This is a genomic window from Desulfosoma profundi (assembly GCF_055387865.1).
Genome location: NZ_AP042420.1, coordinates 2478488 through 2499111, shown reverse-complemented (window position 1 = coordinate 2499111; position 20624 = coordinate 2478488). Strand labels below are relative to the sequence as shown.

The window sequence follows — 20624 nt, the reverse complement described above, 5'->3', positions numbered from 1 at the left end:
TGGATCTGGTCCTGAACGAACTCGACGGCGCCGAGGGGCCGACAAGGGCAGAAGGGTAAGAGCCACGGAGGGGAGACACTGTCGGGGGGCAGTGTCCCCCGTTGGGGCACATGCTCGGGTGCCTTCCCCCCGGTCGACGGATTTCAGCCGGCGCCAATTCGGAAATGGACATCCATGGTGTATAAAGAGACTGATTGCACGCCGTCCAAGGTGTCCGGATCTGTGGAGAACACCGCGGTGCACCGTTTCGAACGCCCGAGGCACATTTTTTTAGGAGGATTCCCTTGAAGCTTTCGGAACTTGCAGAGCTCATGACCTTGAAAGCCCAGGCCGTCAACACCACCGTCCGGCACTGCACCGAGTGGGCCGAAATCATTCGCTACACCGTAGATCTCACAGTGGCCCAAGGGGGAACAACCATCGCCCCATGGGGACTGCCTGAGAACGTCTTGGACCTTCTGACTCAAGCCGGCGCTCAGCAGGGTCTCCACATTCTGTCTCCCCCGTTCCGCCATCACTTGGAAGAGATCCACACGGCGCTTACCCCCGCCGATTGGGGCATTGCCGAAACGGGCACGGTGGTTCTGGACTCCACCTCCGAAGATCTTCGGATCGCCACCATGCTCTCTGAAACCCATGTGGTCGTGCTCCCCGAGGGGCGCCTACGGTTGTCCACGTTCGATGTGGCCGAAGCCGTGAAAACGTGGCACACGAATCCTCCACGTTACGTGGCTTTCATTTCCGGTGCCAGCCGCACGGCGGATATCGAACGAGTTTTGACCATCGGAGTCCATGGCCCCCAACAGCTTCATATACTTTTCCTCAAGGAGGTCACCCCATGACAACCCATGCGCCTCATGACCTCAAGGCCTATCGACGGACGCTCCGCCACGCCCTGGACAATACCTTTTTGCGCCAAACACTCGACACCTTTGCCTCGGCCTACCGGGAATCTCGGGCCCGGGCTTTCGAAGGCATCGATTTGGAAGCTCTCATCAACGACATCGCCCGTCGCAAAGCTTCGGCGCTGCCCCGCTTGGAAGAACTCTTCGCCGAGTTTAAAAATCGTGCGGAAGCTGCCGGCGCCGTGGTCCACTCGGCGGCTACGGCCCGTGAAGCCAACGAACTCATCACGACCATCGCCCGGGAACATGGTGTGGGCAAAATCATCAAATCCAAGTCCATGACCGCCGAAGAAACTTTTCTCAACGCACACTTGGAACAGGAAGGTTTTCAGGTGACGGAGACGGACCTGGGCGAATGGATCATTCAGCTGCGTCGAGAAGGTCCGTCTCACATGGTCCTTCCGGCAATCCATCTTTCCCGCCATGAAGTGGCCGAACTGTTCCAGAAAGTAACGGGGGAAAAGCAGGACCCGGATGACATTGAAAAGATGGTCAAAGTTGCCCGGCGCACTCTACGTCGGGCGTATTTTGAAGCCGACATGGGGATTTCCGGGGCGAATTTCGCCGTGGCCGAATCAGGAACTTTGGGTCTGGTGACCAACGAGGGCAATGCTCGGCTGGTGACCACGCTTCCCCGGGTCCATGTGGCCCTTGTGGGCTATGATAAACTCGTGCCTGACCTGGAAACGGCCCTGACCGTCCTTAAAGCCCTTCCTCGCAACGCCACGGGACAAATCATTTCCACTTATGTGACGTGGATTACGGGAGCGGTGGAATGCGCCTCGTCACCCACGGGACGTAAGATCTTGCACATCATCTTTTTAGACAACGGCCGGCTGGCCCTCGCCAAGGACCCCGTTTTTTCTCAGGCTCTCCAGTGCATCCGCTGCGGGGCCTGTGCCAATGTCTGTCCCATTTACCGCCTGGTGGGGGGCCATAATTACGGTCACGTGTACATCGGGGCCATCGGGCTCATCCTCACGGCCTTCTACCACGGCGTGGAAAATGCCCGAGCTCTGGTCATGAACTGCCTCAACTGTCAGGCCTGCAAGGCGGTCTGCCCTGCGGGCATTGATTTACCATATCTCATCAAGAACACCGTGCGCCATGTTCTGGACCAGGAAAAACGCCGCCCCATAAAAAACCTCCTTTTGGCGAGGATCTTGAAAGATCGCAAGCTCTTTCATTTCCTGCTGCGCCGCGCCGCCCTTGCCCAAAAACCCTTGGCGCAAAAGGGGCCGTTCATTCGCCATCTGCCGCTGTTTTTCGACAAAGCCCACGGATTCCGAAGTCTTCCGGTGATCCAGGCGACACCTCTTCGCGACCGCTGGAAGAAAATCCGCCCCGACGTCAAAAATCCGGCCCTCCGCGTGACCTTGTTCGGCGGGTGCCTGACGGACTTCGTTTATCCTGAACAGGCGGAAGCCGTTTTGCCCATCTTGGCGGATCACCGCGTGGCTGTAGACTACCCCATGGATCAAACGTGCTGCGGGCTTCCGGCGCTCATGGCAGCTGAGAAAGAAACGGCCCGAGATGTGGCGAGGCTCAATATCGGCGCGGTGGATCTGGATCGTACCGACTGGATCCTCACCCTGTGCGCCTCTTGTGGTTCGCACATGAAAGAAAACTACCCCAAACTGCTCGGGGATGACCCTTTATGGGGGGAACGGATGCGCCGATTCGTGGAAAAGGTGATCGACTTCAGTTCATTTATGGAAAACGTCCTGAAAGTGAAGCCGGAGACGTTCGAGACTTCCGGAGAAAAAGTCGCTTATCACGCACCATGCCATTTGTGCCGTGGCTTGAAGGTTGTCGAAGCGCCCCGAAGTCTACTCAAAACGGCCGGTTTGGACTACGTGCCCACCAAGGACGAAGATGTGTGCTGCGGGTTCGGGGGGTCGTATTCTCTGGAATTTCCTGAAATTTCAGCAGCTCTCTTGCAACGCAAGCTCGATATCGTGGAGGCTTCGGGGGCTTCTGCGTTGGTCACCGACTGCCCTGGCTGCGTCTTGCAGCTCCGAGGAGGTGCCGACAAGCAAGCTCGGTCGTTCCGCGTGTGCCACATCGCCGAAGCCGTCGCCCGGACGTATCGACAACGGAAACACAGGGCACACCCTGTCGAATAAGGTTTCCGCCCCGCCCTTGGGACTCTTGGCAATTTCGCCTCAGGTCGGCCAAATCAGCGGCCTCTGGACGCCTGGCTCCCGACCCCGGCCGCACTTGATCCTCGGGAAGCCCAGGTCGTGTATCCCCGCAGGCCGAGGAATTCCCTCGCCCAAATGCGGGGGATACCCCGCATCCCGGCCTCACAGTTTCTTTAGGGCCTCCCGCGCTTCTTCCCGCCGCACATAAATGTGGGGGGCGACTCCGCGCTTGGCCAGGGCGTCGCCCAGTTTCATGCGCAGAAAGGCGCTGGTGGTGTACCGGGTCACCCCTGTGTAGTAATGGTCCACCAGGTATTTGACCATATCCGTGTAGGGGTCCACCACATCCGGAAAGATGGTGAAATTGTCGTAATTGACGATGGCATAGACTTTATGGCCCAGGGGTTTGAGAATCTTTTCCACCGCCTCCCGGATGATCTCCACTTCCTCCAGCGTCTTGACGCTGAAGCCTTCAAAGTTGACAAAGAAGAGGTTTTCCCCAGGATCGTAGACGAGACGTTCTTCAAGGGGCAGGGAGAGGAGATCTGTCTTGAGGTCCATGGGTTCATCCAAAAAAATGCGGTCGTCCATGAGGCGAGGTCTGTTGCGGATGATGGGCATGAAATCCATGTGAGCCAGGATGTCCTGTTCCAGATCCACTCCGGGGGCGATCTCGACGAGCTCCATGCCCTCGTCGGTCAGCTCAAAAACGCACCGTTCCGTGACGTACAGCACAGTCTTCCTGCGCCGCCGCGCATAAGCCCCGCTGAAGGTGACCTGCTGGACGTGGGAGACGAATTTTCTGGCCACGCCTTCCCGGAGGATCTGCAGCGTGCCGTCGGCTACGGCGATTTTCAGTCCCCCGGCCGTAAAGGTCCCCATGAACACGACTTTCTTGGCATTCTGGCTGATGTTGATAAACCCACCGGCCCCGGCGATCTTCGGTCCGAATTGGCTCACATTGACGTTGCCGTGGGCGTCCGCCTCCGCCATGCCGAGAAAGGCAATGTCCAACCCGCCTCCGTCGTAGAAGTCGAATTGGGCCGTCTGGTCAATAACCGCGTCTGTATTGACGGCGGCACCGAAGTTCAGCCCTCCGGCAGGCATGCCGCCGATGACCCCGGGTTCGGCCGTGAGGGTCACATATTCCAGAATTTTCTCTTCGACGGCAACGTTGGCCACTCCCTCCGGCATTCCGATGCCCAGGTTGACCACGCTGTTGGTTTTGAGCTCCAAGGCCGCCCGACGTGCGATAACTTTCCTTTCGTTGAGCCCTATGGGAGGCACTGTGGTCATGGGCACTCGGATTTCGCAAGAAAACGCTGGATTATACGGCACGGCGAAGGTCTGCCAGTGGTTTTCGGGAGATGCCACCACGACGCAGTCCACCAAAATGCCGGGAATTTTCACCTGTCGGGCGTTCAGGGTCCCGCGTTCCGCAATCCTCTCCACCTGGACAATGACGAAGCCGCCGCTATTGTGGGCCGCCATCGCCAACGACAGGGTTTCGAGCGTCAAGGCTTCGCGTTCCATGGTCACGTTGCCCTCGGTGTCTGCCGTCGTCCCCCGAATTATGGCCACGTGGATGGGAAAGGTCTTGTAAGCCAGGATCTCTTCGCCGTCGATCACCATGAGTTCAACCAGGTCTTCGGTGGTGATCCCGTTAAGCTTTCCACCGCCGTGTCGTGGATCGACGAAGGTTCCCAGTCCCACCGAGGTCAAAGTGGGGGGTCTTTTGGCCGCGATGTCGCGATACATATGGGTGATGACCCCTTGGGGCAGGTTGTAGGCTTCGATCTTGTTTTCCATGGCGAGTCTCTGGAGTTTGGGCACCAAACCCCAATGACCCCCGACGACGCGCTTCACCAATCCCTCGTGTCCCAGGTGGTTTAAACCACGTTCCTTACCGTCCCCTTGACCGGCGGCGTAGATGAGCGTGAGGTTTCGGGGTCTTCCCGTTTCCAGAAAGCGCTTCTCCAGCGCGATGGCCACCTCTTCGGCAAAGCCCGTGCCCACAAACCCACCGGTGGCCACCGTGTCCCCATCCCGGATCACCTGGACGGCTTCCTGGGCGCTGACGATCTTTCCCTTGCGGGTTCTCTGGGGCGGATAAGGCGAAAGAAAGGGATGGGTACCTGAAACGATCTGATCTGTCATTGCTGCTTCTCCAAGGTCGAGCAGAACGTCAAAGTCGGCAACTTTAATTCTCGTCTTTGCAGCGACCGTTTCAAAGGTTTTCCGGCAAAGGCTCCTTTGAAATCCGAATTGCTTGCATCCTGAATCAGTGAAGTGTGATTGGGTGGACTGACGAGCATGGATTCGGAACCCATTTTGGGGCTCATTGATGCCCTGATTCAGCCACTTTTTCGGGTCATCGCCTTTTCAAGGACTGAAAAGCTCTCATGACGATGCCATCTCAGACATTTTCGGACACTCTTCACCCCCTTATGGCCAGAGGAGCTTTCAGGCTTTTGCGGCGGCGATCCCTACGCTGGGCAAAATTTCAGATAAACACTCCGAAAAGCGTGAAAAGCGGGACAATGCCGACCAAACTGGAGCTTCAGCCGACGAGCGCTTCGGATCACGCGCGCTGCCATATAGATCAGCTCCTGGATCACGGTCTTTACGCGACGTCGCTTGGCCCGATGCCGTACGAGCGAAAAATGGCCCAGGAGCCCGTTTTGCCCCAGGATGCGCAAAATGTTGTAAGCCAGTCCGCCCAGGGTCAACACCAGCGCATTGGTGGCAAACTTTCCAGACGGCAATCGTTCCAAGTCCAGGTCGGACTTGATCTCACTGTGAAACTGCTCGCTCAGACCCCGCTTCTCGTACAACCCGATGACTTCATCTTCAGGGACGGAAAGCGACGTCCACCAACCCTCCAGCTTGATATCAGGCCGGATCAAGATTTGTCCCTCGCTATCCCATATCCTCTCGGTGACCCGGATCACCAGCCGAAACCGAGAGGTTCTCTTTTCATGGTGTCGCGTCACCCACGTGCTGAAGACCGCCACTTTCTTGCCGGGCCGGGGCTCACTCACACGGCCTTCCCTGAAGGCCCGATCACGCCAGGAAAGGACGTCGGCCCTGCGCGGATTCCATTGGATGATAAAGCTCAGCTTGGGGTGTCGACGAAGCTCCACAAGCGTTTCCAGGGCATCATGAGCCGCGTCCGTTCGCCCCAAAAGGGGCTTGCAGGTCACCTTGCGCGCATGCACCAACACCTTACGCAAAAAGTCAACAAATCCACTCTGAGAATGCTGAGACCCCGGGCGAAGCTCCAGGCCCACACACCATCCCTCCTGGCCAAGGTAGGCCCCGATCGGCGCATATCCGTCGTCGTCCTGGTACGTCCGCGAAACCCCTTCTTTCTTTGTGTCGGAATTGTCCAGGCAGAAAACATCCATGTCCAAAGGCACGTGCCCCGTGGAAAGCGCCGTCACGGGAACCTGGGTCCTCTCAAGCAATTCTACGCTACTTGCGCCGGCAAGACGTTCGAAAACTCTCGCGTGCTTGTCCAAACGTTGCCGCAAAGTTTCTTGCGAAGGGACCTTCTGAATGTCCAGAGCCTCTTTGAACCAGTCATCGCCGGCGACCTCTGCAGCGGCTTCAAAGTCACTCTTGCCCAGACACAGAAGCCCCAAGTAGGTCTTGACCACATCCGCGTGCGAGATCATCGGCCGTCCTGGAACTTCCTTTTCCAACTGCTCGCACAGGCTCGTGTAGCCGTTGATCAGATTCCCCACAAGGGCCAAGCCCGCGTGTCCGCTGTAGAAGGCCTTCGAAGATTGTTCGATCTCAATTTTCTTCATGAGTTCACCTGCCGGGTGAAAATGTGACAGGAGACCCTATAGCATAAATGAGATGTAAATCCAATGAGATATCTAAAGTAAAATAGTTTTATGCATAGGCGCTATTTCACGGATTAAGGAAAATGCCACGGGCGATTTTTAGGAAACCGACTCTCCATCCACACGCATGAGATCATTTTGAGGTGCCGGGAATCCCGCTTGCTCGCAGCCCCCAATTCGCCCTTTAGCCAACCGGAACACGACATATGTTTACCATATCGCTAATGAATATGCACGCAATACATGTGTTTCCTCCAACGGCTTTCCCGGTCCAAAAGCCCGTCGGCTTTGCGAACTCGTGCGCCGACCCGGACTCTGTCACGAGAGTAATCCCCAAGCAAGCCGGCTGCCAGGGCTAAGGGGAAACCCATGTCCTGCTCACCGTGCAACGCCCCCACATCGCGGTAGGGTGCACAACAATGGGATCTACGCCCTTCCCCTAGGTGAGGCTTCACCCACGATCCCCTTGAGTCCCGTGCGAAAACGGCAGCCCGCCTGTGACAGGGGTGATCTTTCGAGGGGGCAAGTGCTTGGTTTTCGCTCATCACTTTTGCACCAACGTCACAAAAGAGCCGCGGGGCCGGCTGGGATTCCCCTCGAAATGAGGTTACTCGCCACTCAAAGGGTTCTCAACGGCACCAAGTCCGCGGCGCCGCCGTGTCCGCTAGAGAATCAAGAAAAGAGCGTCCCGGAGGATTTGAACCGAGGGCAAAACCCATTTATAAAATGGGCGGGAATGCACGCCGCAGGCGCCGGACTCTAACCACAAAAGCCGGACGTGGAGAGGTTTAGGGAGGGGTGGTGGTTCGTGGCGAGGTGAAAGACCAACGGTTCTAGAAGGGGAAAATCCATGGACTTACAGGATTGGGAAACTCTTTTTCGTTTGAGTTGGGAAGACTTTTGGCCCTACCTGGTCGAGGCCGGCCGGGTCCGGGAGAGGCACTTCGGCCGAAAAGTGAGCTTCTGTGTGATTATCAACGCCAAGAGCGGCCTGTGCTCGGAGGATTGCGCTTATTGTTCCCAGTCGGTACGGTCACGGGCTCACATTTCCACCTATCCCTTACTGGCCGCAGAACGAATGATCGAAGCCGCCCAAGCCGCAGCGGACGCCGGAGCAGCTCGGTTTTCCCTGGTGACCTCAGGGCGGGGTCACCTTTCGAGCCGGGAAAAGGATGTCCTGCTTAAGACTGTAGCCGCCATTCGGGAGTCTGTGCCTATCAAGATCTGCGCCTCCTTGGGGATTGTGGAACGCTCTTATCTCGCTGAACTGCGGGCCGCCGGGCTGTATCGCTTTCACCATAACCTGGAAACCGCCGAATCCTTTTTCCCCGAAATCTGCACCACCCACACCTTTGCAGAGCGGGTGGAGACCATCCAGGCCGCCCAGGACGTGGGTTTGACCGTATGCGTCGGGGGCATTCTGGGACTGGGGGAAAGCGTGGCCCAGCGTTGGGAGCTCGCCCAAACCATCCACTCGCTGAATCCGGACTCCATCCCGCTCAACTTTCTCCATCCGTTGCCGGGTACCCCGCTCGCTCATCGGCCACTGCTTTCTCCCCTGGAGGCCCTCAAAAGTATTGTGGCATTCCGCCTGACCTTTCCGCACAAAACGATCATCATTTGCGGCGGGCGCCAGCCCACCCTGCGTTCCTTGGTGCCCCTGACGTTTGCGGCCGGAGCCGACGCGTTGATGACCGGAGATTACCTCACCACCAAAGGTCGTCTACCTGAAGACGACCGTCGGATGCTGGAAGATTTGGGCTTGGAACTGGAAAAAGAGGCCCCTTTGGGGGGCTATGCATCCAAACGCGCATGTGGGCGATGAATGTTTTTGCCGCACACCGTCGCCCATAAGGGCCCTTCCCGGGTGAGTCGGTTTCCATGTCGGCTCGGCACGGCAAGTGTGTGCCGCTCATGATCCGTGGCCGTAACGGCGAGGATCTTTTTGCCACGCTTAATTTTTCGGACACACGTCGAGCCATGGGCATTAAAATCCCCTTGACAGCCGGGATGTGTTGCGTGTGAACGGCAAACACCGCCAACTTGCGGTCGCGTTTGGTTGCCTTCGCCCTTTGCACGGCAGGCGCCTTCCGAAGGTCGTCAGGAATCCTTCGGGGAATTTCGTCATTCTCGGCATTGAAGTTTCCTCGAAAGGGCGGAAAGCTTTCCCGTACTCGCCCCCCATGGAATCGGCGCCCACGCGATCGCAATTGGCTGCAATCCGTTCGGCAACTTCTTTTCCTAAGCAGTTGCGGGAGATTCCCTGGGAAACGCCTTGGGCCTGAGCCTTGAGGATAAAAATCCACAGCTTCCGCGGGGGTAAAAAATCGAGGCGGATCGCCCCCATCATCGACCTCAGCATGCTCGTCGGCACGTGAGCGTGCGCCCGATCCTGCGCTCAGGCCACAGCGACCCGCCTCGCCTCAGACAACATGACGTGTCTTCGCTCCCCTCTCGGATTCCTTCCCCAAAAAGCCTATCACCGGCAGGGGCTGTTTCCGGCGGTGTGCACAACCTTTCCACCGGCACACGGCCCGCGTTCCGGAAAACCCACCGGCCCCTCCGAACCGGCGGAAAGTTCGTGGTTTCCGATGCGGCCTGTGAGACGGCACAGGACCCGGTCCACCGACACGAGCCGGTCCTGCACGGCCGATGCTGCAGCGCCAAGCTTTATCAAAGAAACCCGTCGGGATCTTAGCTTTCCTCCCGGACGGCTGTTCAAAAGATTCCCCTACCGAGCCGTTGACGGACACTGTTTTTACAGTCTGGCCTTCGAAGTCCATTATGAAAATCCCGGAGACACCGTCCCCGTTCTCCATCCGGCGCCGTTGGCAACGGCTCTGGCTTTTTTAGAAAGAAACTTCCTCCCGGCCCGGTGCATCAGCTGTCCCGACGGGAGACCGAAGCCGTCAACGACCAGCCGTGAATCCCGACCCATGCGGAGCCGTTACGACCCGGGAAGAAACAGCTGCCGTGCCCTTCCACCCGGTTGGAAAAGCAAACAGTCACCGAGGGTCATCCAAGAGTTCCCTATAGACGCTCTCGCCGGACACACCGCGCCTTTCCAAGAACGCTCTTGACAATCCGCAACAATTCAACCGGCTCAAAAGGTTTCCCGAATCTGTGCCACCGGCGCCATCGCTCTATTGTTTTATGGTCGTGATTTGGCCTAGACGCCCGCCTCGGCCAACGATGCCGTAGGGGCGGGCGCCCGTGCCCGCCGAGAATGGGTGCGCTCCATTGGATCAGCATCCAGCCCGGTATCCAAGAGAGCACGGCGGGCGCTCCGACGAGGACAGCCTCCCCGTGGATTGGATTTGGCATAACCATAAACCGGAATCCGTGGAAGGAGACGGCAAGGGCTGATCCTCGGACATGAGAATCGGTGCACTTGCCAGGGGAAAATTCGACGGGAGCCCTCTTGGCATGAAAGAAACGCAAATTCACCACGATTTCTTGGGTAAGATAGTTTTGTTCTTAGACGCAATCTCACGGATGAAGGACACTCTATGAGTCGCGGGCATGGAGTGTCCAAAATCCGGTCAAAAGATGGGACATTCCACTTTGGGCCTCGCGTGGGTTTCAAGGGCGAGCGCCGCCGCGGACGATTTTATCCCCCGGGAGGCCGTGGGATTCCAAAAAAACCCGAAGACCACGGGGGTTGACATACAGGTGCGACAAAATCCCCAGGGCTTCGGCGGCGGCCACGTTTTCCGGTGTATCATCAACAAAAAGGGCTTGTTCCGGTTTCACCTCAAGCCGCGCCAAGGTGCGAAGGTAGGCGTCCGCCCAGGGCTTCCGCACACCTTCCTCTGCAGAACAAAACACCAGGTCGAAGAGGGACAGCACCCCCCATTGCGCCAGCCACCGCGAAAGTCCCCGGGGGGCGTTGGAAAGAACGGCGAGAGACACCCGGCCGTAGAGGCTCTTGATGACCGTGATCACCTCAGTGTTCGGCCTTTCATCCGCCTCATAGCGCGCCCGAAACGCCGAAACGGATCCCGGGTCGTCAAGCCCCAAACGAGGCCCGATGATTTTCCAGTATTCGTCGAGGGTGCGACGACCGAGTAGGGTATCTTCCCACACGGCATCGTCAAACATGATCCTATTGAGACTCCCGGGCTCCAACCCCAGCTCTCTTTCGTAGCTCTCGAAGAGCGAGGTCGGTTTAGGAGCCGAAATCACCCGACCGAAATCAAAAAGCACCGCCCGCACCATACGGCCTGCCTTGCCATCCCTTCCAGAAGACCTTACATTGGCCAACGAATCGACCGAAACAAGAATTCGGTGAGAGTTCATCGAAATGAACCAGAATGAGCTTCAATCCACAACTCGCCCTGAGCCCTCGGGGGTTCTTGTCCTCATGGGTTCCGGGGAATTATCCCCCAGCATGGTGGAGGTTCACAAGGCCATGCTGCAGTCCACAGGAGATCGTCCTCTTGCGGTTTTTGTGGATACGCCCGCGGGATTTCAACTCAATGTGGACCAGATTTCCCGTCGGGCTCAAGAATATTTTCAAACCCGGGTGGGCTTCCCCCTCCAGGTGGCTTCCTTGAAAAGCCGAGTGGATATAGACACCGCTCCCGGTCTTCAGGCTCTCCGTTTGCTGGAAAACGCAGATTTTATTCTCATGGGCCCGGGCAGCCCCACGTATGCCGCTCGACAGTGGATTGGAACCCCGGTCCAACACATTCTGCGCAGCCGTGTGGAAAAGGGAGCCGTCGTGACGGCCGCGAGCGCCGCCGCTCTCACCATGGGCTGGAAGACCCTTCCCGTTTATGAAATCTACAAGGTCGGCATGGACCTTCATTGGGTGGACGGTTTGGATCTCTTGGGCCCGTGGGGTCTGCGATTGGTCATCGTGCCCCATTGGAACAACGCAGAGGGGGGCACTCACGACACGCGTTACTGTTACATGGGGGAACGGCGGTTCGGCGCTTTGGAGCGCCTCTTGCCCGATGGCGTCACCGTCGTGGGGATCGACGAGCACACGGCCTTGATCCTGGATTTCGCCCGAAAGCTCGCCATGGTCCGAGGCGTAGGCTCAGTGACCTTGCGGTGGGTCGGTGCCCGAGCTCCAGAACCGAGCCGTCCACTTCCCGAAGGCGACGCGCCCTTTTTACCGGAGCTGAAGTCCGGCTTTCCAGGACCCGACGGCCTTCCCCCGGATCGGCAGGGGCCGGCTTCCGCCGCCATAAGGGAAAGGATCTTTATGGCGGGAGAGACGTTTCCTCTGGATCTTCTTCGGCCCCTCCCCACGGACCGGGCACTCCAAGAAGAGTGGCGGCGCCCCGCGCCGTCGGAGTCCGCCGGCGGCGCAGCCGACCGGACCACCCCAAGCTCGACGCCCTCCGAGGTTTCCTCGACGGAAGACTTATGGGACGACCTTCGGCGGCTGGAACCCATCTTCGAACGTGGCCTGGAAAACCGCTCCCCCATTGACGCCGCTCGCGCCTTGCTGGATCTGGACCGCCTCCTGTGGCAGGCTTTAGAACACGGCGCACATCCAGAAGAGGTGTCCCAGGGCCGAGAGGTTTTTCGGGAATGGCTCGTGCACACGACCCAGCGTCTGTCGCTCAGCATCGAAGACAGGCGCCGGGTTCTCGAGCCCGTGGTGGCCGAGCTGGTACAATTGCGTGAACAATTTCGAGGAAAACGCCTGTGGGAACCGGCTGACGCGCTGCGCGTAGTCCTTTCGGCGCAAGGCATCACAGTGGAAGACACGCCGTCCGGCCCACGATGGCGCTGGAGGGACAGCTGAAGCGCCCCTTCGGCGCTGCCGGCGGCTCCGAAAAACCCCGCGGCGAACACGGCGCTCGACTTCGACACCACGGACAACGCCTAAGGATACCTCTGACGCGTGAAGGACAGGATCGTGCATAGGGAAATTGCCGAAGTTCTCAAGACAACGACGGACGGATTGGAACTTCCCTGGAAACTGTGGCGAAATCAACGCGCATTGTTCCAGGGCCGTCCTTTGTTTGTCACCCCGCCGTGGCTCCAAGCGTGGAAAGACACTCTGGGACAAGACGCCACACTCTGTGTGCTGGGCGCTGCAGGTCCCGACGGCGCCGAAGGGTATTGCCCGCTGACGTTGCGCCAGGGCGTCGGGCTATTCGCCGGCGACCCCGAAGTCTGTGATTATTTTGACGTGGTGGTGCCTTCAGGAATGGAGGACCATGCGTGTCGAGCCTTTCTCCACGGCGCCCACCTCATGGGGATTGCAACCCTGGACCTCTTCCCGGTGCGGCCCGACTCCGTGGTCATGACCCATTGGGTCCCTCTGTGCCGAGCCATGGGACGACGGGTTCTAGTGGAAACGGTGGACGTCACGGTGGAAATGCCCCTCCCGGGAACATGGGAGGATTACCTGCTGAGTCTTTCGGGAAAACAGCGTCACGAAGTCCGTCGCAAACTGCGCCGTTTGGAAGAAACCGCCTCCGTCGACTTCCGAGTCGTCACCACCCCCACGGAGATCGAAGCGGCTCTGGAGGTTTTTTTCCGTCTTTTTCGCAGCAACCGGGAGGACAAGGCGCGGTTCCTCACCCCTGGGATGAGGACTTATTTGGAAACTTTGTGTCGCACCATGAGCGAACATGGGATGCTGCGCCTTTCGTTTTTGGACATGGACGGATTCCCGGCGGCCTCCGCCATCTGTTTTGATGACGGAAAGTCGATTTTCCTCTATAACAACGGCTACAATGCCGCCTTTGCCCACGTCAGTGTGGGTTTGATGCTCACGGTGTGGACCATTAAAGACGCCGTGGAACTCGGGCGCGGACGGTACGAATTTCTCCGGGGTGATGAAACCTATAAGTTCCGGTTGGGAGGGCGGGAAGTTCCCTTGTCCCGCGTGCGCATTGCGGTGGATGCGGAAAGCGGGAGCATCTGACGGACCGAAAGCTCATGGGCAAGTGCCATCGGTTGGGTTCCAGGCCATCACGTGGGGTAGGCGGCTCTTTGCGCGAAAGTGGGCCACGGCTGCACATCGCCATGATTTGTGCCCATTCGAATCCGTTAGGGCCTCTGGGACGACGGGATACGGGGGGAATGAGCGTCTATATCCGGGAAATGTCCCGCGCCTTGGCCGCTTGCGGCCATGAGGTGTCTCTCTTTGTCGGAGAACCTCCCGACGGCGAAAGGGTCAACGGGTCGGGACAGTGCCGGGGGAGTTTGGCCCCGTATTTTTTGCCCAATGTCCGTTGGGTGTCCGTGCCCTGCGAGACGGCAGCCCCACGGGGACCGGAAGAACTGATGAACATGGTGGAGGCGTTCCGCCGAGCCGTCTTGGAAGCCACGGCAAAGGTCCCCCCCGATGGCCGTTGCACCCCGTTTGACCGGCGGGCATCGGCTCTGGAGAACTCTTCGGCGCCGCACGGCGCTAGGAAGCCGCCGTTCGACCTCGTTTTCAGTCATTACTGGCTCTCGGGGCTTGCCGGCATTCAGACCGCCCACGCCCTTGGAGTGCCGCACATAATCATGTTTCACACCCTAGCCCTCTCGAAGGCGGCGGCCCTAGGCCGTTCTTCAGATTCGGCGTGTCGGCTGTGCGCAGAAAAGCTCGTGGCTTCCCAAAGCCATGGTATCCTCGCGCCGACCCTCACGGAAAAGGACGCGCTGGTCACCCGCTACGGCGTGGCTCCTGGGCGGATCGCCGTCGTGCCTTGCGGCGTCGATGAAAATCTGTTTCGGCCCGGAGACCGCGGTACCGCCCGCCGTCGCTTGGGCCTCCCACAGGAGGCCACGGTTTTCCTTTTTGTGGGCCGTCCGGACCCCATCAAAGGGTTGGACCGCCTTCTCAAGGCGTTTTCTCGACTGCCCCGATCCATCCCGGCTCGACTGGTGGTCGTGGGGGGTGAGACCTCGGAAGAAGATCGTCTTCGAGCTCTCCGTGAGGCGGGGACTCCCCAGGGCCTTGCGGGGCGGGTGATTTTCGCCGGGCGCTGCGACCAACATCGTCTGCCGGAGTACTACGCGGCAGCCGATGCCCTGGTCATCGCTTCCCATTACGAAAGTTTCTGTCTGGTGGCCCTCGAAGCCCTGGCGTGCGGAAGACCCGTCGTCGGCCCGCCGGTGGGCGCTCTGCCGGAACTCCTCTCCCGTCCCGAAAACGGCGAGCTCCTCCGGAACAACACCCCCGAAGAACTCCTCCGCGGCCTGACACTCATGGCCTCCCGCGTGAAAGACGAGCCGCCTTCCCACCCGGTGGTGCGCCGGCGGACGGCCCAAGGCTACACGTGGAATCGGCTTGCTCAACAGTTGGTCAAGGGCTTGTCCCAAATGTTGGAACTTGACGCCACCTCGCCCGAAACGAGAGGAACCCGATCGTATGGATCCGATCTATGCCCTGATTATTGCCGCACATCCGGACGACCCTGAATTCGGTGCCGCGGGAACCGTGGCCAAATGGACTCGCGAAGGCAAAAGCGTCGTCTATGTCATCTGCACCGACGGCGACAAAGGCACCAGCGACCGCACCGTCGATCCCAAGGATCTGGCGCGTATCCGGCAAGACGAGCAACGGGCCGCGGCCCATGTCCTTGGGGTTCAAGAGGTGGTGTTCTTGCATTATCCAGACCAAGGTCTGGAAGACACTCCTGAATTCCGCAAGGAGGTTGTGCGGTGGATCCGGCATTTTCGGCCGACCATCGTGCTCTCCTCGGACCCTTACCGGCGCTATCTGTGGCACCGGGACCATCGCATTGTGGGTCAGGTGGTCATGGACGCGGTGTTTCCTTACGCCCGGGACCATCTCGCTTACCCCGACCTGCTGGCCGAGGGGCTGGAACCCCACAAAGTCAAGGAAGCGTGGTTTTGGGCGGCGGAAGACATCAATCACCGGGAAGACATCAGCGACACGTTTGACATGAAAATCAGCGCCTTGCAGTGCCACGCCAGCCAATGGAACGCCCATCCCGTGCGGGATATCCGTGCCTGGGTGGAGGAACGGTTTCGAAAAGCGGCCCAAGGCACCCCCTATGCCTATGCGGAGGCATTTCACCGCGTCGTCCTCCCCGACTGAACCGAACGCCCGCCTGATGCCCCGGTGCCTCCCACTGATCGTTCCGTGGGCGGGACGATTGATGGCAGAGGGCATGCATGCGATCCGCCCCAACCCATCGGCGACCACCCTCAAAAAAGGGCCGGGCGGATCTTCGAGGGGAAAAGCCCGTAGAGCGCCCCTTTTCGAAGTCCGCCGAAAGCGGCCTTCGGCCCAAGGGGATTCCCTTACGTCCAGACCACATCCCCGCAGAGATCTTCTGGATAGCCGCGGCGGACAAAGGCGTCAAAGGCCGCCCGTTCGTAGCCCACATTGGTTGGGGGCCCATGGCCGGGAAAGACCAACACGGTATCCGGCAGCGTGAAGATGGTGTGGGTCAAGGCATCCATAATCCGGCGAAAAGCGGCAGGGCTTTCGGTCCGTCCGGGGCCGTTGGGGAAAAGGGTGTCTCCGGAAAAAAGGATGTTGTCCCAGAGAAAACAAACGCTGCCCGGGGTGTGTCCGGGGGTATGCAACACCCGCAGGCGAAGACCGCCTACGGAAATGTCCTGGCCGTCTTCGAGAAGAAGGTCGGGACGTACGGGGAGCCGCGGCGCATCGAGGCCGTGGACCCACACGGGAAGCCCCACGCTGTCCACAAGAAGCTTGAGGCCGCCGGTGTGATCCCCGTGGGCATGGGTGAGCGCCACCGCTCCGGGCCTCACATGAAACGGGACAGCGGCCACGCCTTCCGGGGCGTCGATGAGCAGTCCCCGACCCGTTTTTCGGCACATCACCTCATAGGCATTCACGGCATAGGGACCTAGGGTGTAACGCGCCACCACGGCATCGCTTCGGGTCAATAGGACTCCGTTTTTCAACACCATCGGTCCTTCTCCATTCTGAGACGATGATGTCGGGAACCGCCCGTCCGCAGACCGCGTTCTCCACAGACGGACCGCCCCGTGTCCGCGCTAGGCAGTAACGGCCCCGGCCGCGAAGGCCCTGTCCCCTTTTGCTCCCAAGGGGACGCCTTTGCGCCTGCGAACCTCCAGACGCCCCTAAGGGTCGGAAAAGACTTAGAGCATCCCGTGGGACGTCTTTCTCGGTTCCTCTAGGGAACTTCGGGCAGAAAAGGCAAACCCTCCAGGGACGGCGTAAGCGCCTCCATGATCCGAGACAGGGCGTCGACGAGGTCGTCTTGGGGGTGGAAGGACACTTCGCCCGTCTTGCGCACCTTGATCTCGTAGGTTCCCTGCTTCAACCCCCGCTGGCTCACCACCACCCGGATGGGAATCCCTAGAAGGTCGGCGTCCTTGAGCTTCACCCCGGGAGATTCGTCTCGGTCGTCGTAGAGCACATCCCAACGGGTACGGAGCTGCTCATACAAGGCGTCGGCCGCCGCATCCACTTCGGCGCTCTTGCCCAGTGTCGTAAGGATCACCTGGAACGGTGCGATGGTCACCGGCCAGATAATCCCGGCCTCATCGTGCCATTGTTCCACGGCGGAGGCCATAAGCCGCTCGACCCCGATCCCGTAACAGCCCATGACCACCCTGTGATTGTCGCCGTCCGGGCCCAGATAGGTGACGTCCATGGTGTCCGGCGCGGTGTATTTGGTGCCTAGTTTGAATGTGTGCCCCAATTCGATCCCACGGCGGATTTCCAAACGTCCTGTTCCGCATTGGGCGCACACATCCCCATGGCGGACTTCGGCGATATCCGCCCGCTCCACCACCTGAAAGTCCCGCCCGGGCACAACGTTCTTCAAGTGGACGTCCACGATGTTCCCCCCGGCGACGTAGAGCGTTCGATCGCCCACGGAAGTGTCCAAGACAACGCGGAGCGTTTTGTCCCGGAGGCCCACAGGGGACAAAAAGCCACCGTAAAGCCCGTGTCGGTCCAGAAGTTCCTCGGAAGCCATGTCCACACGCACGGCTTTGAGATGATTGGTCAGTTTGGTCAGCGAAATGTTGAAATCTCCTCGAACCACCCCCAGAACCAATTGCCCGTCGGCCTCATAGGCCACCGTTTTGAGGAAGTGGTCTTCTGAGGTCTGGAAGAAATCCATCAGTTGAGCGATGGTCTTCACCCCCGGCGTGGGGACGGTTTCCATGGCCGGCGGATCCGCCGGCAGATCTTCCACCGCAGGCTTGAGCCCCACGGCCTTTTCCGTGTTGGCCCGGTAATCACAATGGGTACAGACAACGAACTGATCTTCGCCGTAAACCGACTCCAGCATAAATTCATGCGAGCCGGTCCCCCCCATAATCCCCGTGTCCGCCTCAATGGGTACCGCATTCAACCCGCAGCGCCCGAAAATGCGAAGATAGGCGTTGTAGATCCTCGGGTAATAACGGTCCAGGTCTTCAAAATCGGGATGAAAACTGTAAGCGTCTTTCATCTGGAATTCCCGCACCCGTAACAGCCCCGCCCGCGGCCGGGCTTCATCCCGAATCTTGGTTTGAATCTGGTAAAGCATGACCGGCAGGTCCCGGTAGGATTTCAAGAATTTTTTCGCGATATCCGTGATGATCTCTTCATGGGTCATGGCCAATACAAATTCCCGCTGGCGCCGGTCTCGGATCCGAAACAGTTCCTGCCCGATGTCATAATAGCGCTTGGTCGCCTTCCACAGTTCCGCGGGATTGAGCACCGGCATGGTCACTTCCAAACCGTCAATCCCGTCCATTTCTTGGCGGATGATGGTTTTGACCTTTTCCGCCACCCGATGTCCCAAAGGAAGCAAAGAATAAATGCCTGCCGCCGCCGGATAAATATAGGATCCGCGAAGCATGAGGACGTGCGACGGGGTTTCCGCTTCCTTGGGCACTTCATACTGCGTGTGGATGAAAGCACGGCTATAGCGCATGGGCAGGACCTCCTTGGGGATGACTTCGACTTTCTGTTAGTTATTAACACGTTAGACCTTAACACGGGACGCCTGCCCTCACAACCCGAAAACGCAGCATCCATTTGCCGCTTGGCCGATGCTCCCCAAATTGCTATGAATCGCCCGGGGACCCCGCCATGACGGCCGAACGATATGGATACGTCCGGGCACCCCGCAGAGGCACGAGAATATCCGACGACAAAGGAGATTCAGCAAGGCGATGACACTTTCCCACACACCGGAAGCCCCCTCATCCGCGAACCCGCGCTCTCCCGCCTCATGGAGCGTGGAAGATTTTCGCGACAACATCTTGGAGTCTATTCAAGAACTGATGCGTAATCCGGAAAACCGCGTCCCGCCCGAACGGGTGGTGCTCCAACTCACCCACGACCCGGATTTCCAAGCGACCCTGAAAGCATGGAACAGCATGAACGGGGGAGAGCGCGTTGCGGCCTGGAAAAAGGTGCTCGGCCTTGCCGAACAACATGCCCGCGAAATTCTTCCGGCGTGTTTGCAGTGCGGTGAGTGCTGCCGCATGGGAAGCCCCACGCTCCATCTGGAAGACTTGGAGCTTCTCCAAAAGGGCGCCATTTCCTGGAGCGCCGTTTATACCCTGAGACGGGGAGAGCCCGTCCACTCGCCTTTCAAAAAAGACCTTTTCTTTCTTTTGGACGAACGAATCAAAATCAAAGAGAAACCCGGCTCCCGGGAATGTCTCTACCTGGACCCCTCAACGCAGCAGTGCCGCATTTACGCGGACCGACCTTTGCAGTGCCGCGCTCAGGCATGTTGGGACCCGGCACCCGCCGAAGACCTGAGTCGGCAGCCGTACCTTACGCGAAGGGACATTTTTAAAGATGTGGAGCTGCTGCTGGAGATCATGGCCGAACATGACCGTCGCTGCCGCTTCGATCAGCTGGCTGCCGCGTTCAAAGAGATGGAAGCCACCCACGGGGCTTCGGTGGATCGGGTGCTGCAGCTCCTGTCCTACGAGGAGCATTTTCGACACGTGATCGGGGAAAAACTGAAGATCCCAAACGAGGAGCTCGACTTGGTTTTTGGGAGGAGTTTTGCCGCGTTGGTCGAGATTTTCGGCTGCACGGTGAAAACCGAGCCCGACGGCACCCGTGTGCTCGTCCCCGACCAAGCCGTGGGGTCGACAAGCTCTTTGGAACCGGCGCCGCAACCACGCTGAACGCCCAAGCCTGTCCTCGCCGGGGATCTTCTCTTCCGCTGCGGAAAAACGCGGCGCTGCGGGCGCTTCCATCCCTTCCATGGGAGGACGGTGCCCCGTGGGAGGGCTCCTCGGGGCCGCTGCCTCCCGCCCGCAGGGACCTTTCTCGGTGTCTTCCAAATGAGAGGGTCCCACGGGACGAGCCGTGGGACCCTCCGCGCCAGGTGGTTTAGTCGGAGGGGGAACGAAAAAGGGTATAGCGGACCTCATCGCCGACTTTGGTCGCTTTCGCCAGCTCCATATGACGCAGGACCGCAAAATCGGAGCGGAAAGTGCCTTCGTCGATCCCTAACATCGTCAGGATCATGTCCATGGACACAGGCCCGTTTTCCTCAAGAATTCGCAGGATCTCCCTTTGCCTCTCGGTCAGGCCGCCTTGCCCTTCACCAGTTTTCTTGGCGCTGTAGACAGCCCACGGATCACACACCTTCGGGACGGCCATCCGGTCAAGATAGCAGTCCTCGCAGAGCGTTTCCCCGGCAAGTTCGTAGCGGTCATCTTCCATCCCGAGTGCAGCCCCGCACCGCGCACACTGGTTCATCGCCCTTGACCTCCTTCGCATCACTCAGTTCTTTGCCTAATATCGATGTCTCCTAAAGATTAAACACTTTGCCATT

Annotated in this window: 14 protein-coding genes; 8 read left to right on the top strand and 6 right to left on the bottom strand. The window is 59.1% G+C overall.

The window, feature by feature from the left end; genetic code table 11:
• Nucleotides 1-284: 284 nt before the first annotated feature.
• Complete coding sequence (locus ACZ5K9_RS10760; protein ID WP_464271338.1) at nucleotides 285-842, top strand: LutC/YkgG family protein; 558 nt, start codon at nucleotides 285-287, stop codon at nucleotides 840-842.
• Nucleotides 839-3031, top strand: coding sequence for an L-lactate dehydrogenase (quinone) large subunit LdhH (ldhH, locus tag ACZ5K9_RS10755; protein ID WP_464271337.1), 2193 nt, complete (start codon nucleotides 839-841; stop codon nucleotides 3029-3031). The genes ACZ5K9_RS10760 and ldhH overlap by 4 nt, the downstream gene beginning before the upstream one ends.
• 180 nt (nucleotides 3032-3211) lie before the next feature.
• Here ldhH and ACZ5K9_RS10750 read toward each other — a convergent pair whose 3' ends face one another.
• Both ACZ5K9_RS10750 and ACZ5K9_RS10745 read right to left on the bottom strand, forming a co-directional pair.
• A complete protein-coding gene (locus ACZ5K9_RS10750) occupies nucleotides 3212-5206 on the bottom strand; it encodes an acyl CoA:acetate/3-ketoacid CoA transferase (protein WP_464271336.1) in 1995 nt (664 codons plus the stop codon).
• Nucleotides 5207-5535: 329 nt separating this feature from the next.
• Nucleotides 5536-6861, bottom strand: a complete 1326-nt coding sequence (locus ACZ5K9_RS10745; RefSeq protein WP_464271335.1) for an IS1380 family transposase — start codon at nucleotides 6859-6861, stop codon at nucleotides 5536-5538.
• A gap of 889 nt (nucleotides 6862-7750) precedes the next feature.
• Between ACZ5K9_RS10745 and bioB the strand changes: the two genes are divergently transcribed.
• Entirely contained in the window at nucleotides 7751-8725 is a 975-nt protein-coding gene (gene bioB, locus ACZ5K9_RS10740; protein WP_464271334.1) for a biotin synthase BioB, read from the top strand.
• Between the two features lie 1757 nt (nucleotides 8726-10482).
• On the opposite strand, the gene ACZ5K9_RS10735 is transcribed toward bioB, so the two are convergent.
• A complete protein-coding gene (locus ACZ5K9_RS10735) occupies nucleotides 10483-11118 on the bottom strand; it encodes an HAD family hydrolase (protein ID WP_464271333.1) in 636 nt (211 codons plus the stop codon).
• Nucleotides 11119-11203: 85 nt separating this feature from the next.
• Here ACZ5K9_RS10735 and ACZ5K9_RS10730 point away from each other — a divergent pair, with 85 nt between their 5' ends.
• The 4 genes from ACZ5K9_RS10730 to ACZ5K9_RS10715 all read left to right on the top strand — a co-directional run bounded on the left by ACZ5K9_RS10730 (nucleotide 11204) and on the right by ACZ5K9_RS10715 (nucleotide 15922).
• A complete protein-coding gene (locus ACZ5K9_RS10730; RefSeq protein ID WP_464271332.1) occupies nucleotides 11204-12661 on the top strand; it encodes a Type 1 glutamine amidotransferase-like domain-containing protein in 1458 nt (485 codons plus the stop codon).
• A gap of 99 nt (nucleotides 12662-12760) precedes the next feature.
• Nucleotides 12761-13792 carry a GNAT family N-acetyltransferase gene (locus ACZ5K9_RS10725; RefSeq protein WP_464271331.1) on the top strand — a complete coding sequence of 344 codons (1032 nt, stop codon included), beginning with the start codon at nucleotides 12761-12763 and terminating at the stop codon, nucleotides 13790-13792.
• A 158-nt stretch (nucleotides 13793-13950) separates the two neighbouring features.
• Nucleotides 13951-15279, top strand: coding sequence for a glycosyltransferase (locus tag ACZ5K9_RS10720; protein WP_464271330.1), 1329 nt, complete (start codon nucleotides 13951-13953; stop codon nucleotides 15277-15279).
• On the top strand, nucleotides 15230-15922 hold the full coding sequence (locus ACZ5K9_RS10715) for a PIG-L deacetylase family protein (protein ID WP_464271329.1): 693 nt from the start codon (nucleotides 15230-15232) through the stop codon (nucleotides 15920-15922). Before ACZ5K9_RS10720 ends, ACZ5K9_RS10715 begins: the two co-directional genes overlap by 50 nt.
• A 206-nt stretch (nucleotides 15923-16128) precedes the next feature.
• Here the strand turns inward: ACZ5K9_RS10715 and ACZ5K9_RS10710 are convergent, their stop codons facing one another.
• Both ACZ5K9_RS10710 and ACZ5K9_RS10705 read right to left on the bottom strand, forming a co-directional pair.
• Nucleotides 16129-16767, bottom strand: coding sequence for an MBL fold metallo-hydrolase (locus ACZ5K9_RS10710; protein WP_464271328.1), 639 nt, complete (start codon nucleotides 16765-16767; stop codon nucleotides 16129-16131).
• Nucleotides 16768-16994: 227 nt separating this feature from the next.
• Complete coding sequence (locus ACZ5K9_RS10705; RefSeq protein ID WP_464271327.1) at nucleotides 16995-18752, bottom strand: proline--tRNA ligase; 1758 nt, start codon at nucleotides 18750-18752, stop codon at nucleotides 16995-16997.
• Nucleotides 18753-18993: 241 nt separating this feature from the next.
• On the opposite strand from ACZ5K9_RS10705, the gene ACZ5K9_RS10700 reads away from it, so the two are divergent.
• A complete protein-coding gene (locus ACZ5K9_RS10700) occupies nucleotides 18994-19968 on the top strand; it encodes a YkgJ family cysteine cluster protein (protein WP_464271326.1) in 975 nt (324 codons plus the stop codon).
• Nucleotides 19969-20176: 208 nt separating this feature from the next.
• On the opposite strand, the gene ACZ5K9_RS10695 is transcribed toward ACZ5K9_RS10700, so the two are convergent.
• Nucleotides 20177-20548 carry a hypothetical protein gene (locus ACZ5K9_RS10695; protein WP_464271325.1) on the bottom strand — a complete coding sequence of 124 codons (372 nt, stop codon included), beginning with the start codon at nucleotides 20546-20548 and terminating at the stop codon, nucleotides 20177-20179.
• Between the last annotated feature and the right edge of the window lie 76 nt (nucleotides 20549-20624).

Coding starts and splice junctions, on each gene's coding strand:
- ldhH (WP_464271337.1), top strand. CDS start 839: ATGACAACCCATGCGCCTCATGACCTCAAGGCCTATCGACGGACGCTC.
- ACZ5K9_RS10750 (WP_464271336.1), bottom strand. CDS start 5,206: ATGACAGATCAGATCGTTTCAGGTACCCATCCCTTTCTTTCGCCTTAT.
- ACZ5K9_RS10745 (WP_464271335.1), bottom strand. CDS start 6,861: ATGAAGAAAATTGAGATCGAACAATCTTCGAAGGCCTTCTACAGCGGA.
- bioB (WP_464271334.1), top strand. CDS start 7,751: ATGGACTTACAGGATTGGGAAACTCTTTTTCGTTTGAGTTGGGAAGAC.
- ACZ5K9_RS10735 (WP_464271333.1), bottom strand. CDS start 11,118: ATGGTGCGGGCGGTGCTTTTTGATTTCGGTCGGGTGATTTCGGCTCCT.
- ACZ5K9_RS10730 (WP_464271332.1), top strand. CDS start 11,204: ATGAACCAGAATGAGCTTCAATCCACAACTCGCCCTGAGCCCTCGGGG.
- ACZ5K9_RS10720 (WP_464271330.1), top strand. CDS start 13,951: ATGAGCGTCTATATCCGGGAAATGTCCCGCGCCTTGGCCGCTTGCGGC.
- ACZ5K9_RS10715 (WP_464271329.1), top strand. CDS start 15,230: ATGGATCCGATCTATGCCCTGATTATTGCCGCACATCCGGACGACCCT.
- ACZ5K9_RS10710 (WP_464271328.1), bottom strand. CDS start 16,767: ATGGTGTTGAAAAACGGAGTCCTATTGACCCGAAGCGATGCCGTGGTG.
- ACZ5K9_RS10705 (WP_464271327.1), bottom strand. CDS start 18,752: ATGCGCTATAGCCGTGCTTTCATCCACACGCAGTATGAAGTGCCCAAG.
- ACZ5K9_RS10700 (WP_464271326.1), top strand. CDS start 18,994: ATGACACTTTCCCACACACCGGAAGCCCCCTCATCCGCGAACCCGCGC.
- ACZ5K9_RS10695 (WP_464271325.1), bottom strand. CDS start 20,548: ATGAACCAGTGTGCGCGGTGCGGGGCTGCACTCGGGATGGAAGATGAC.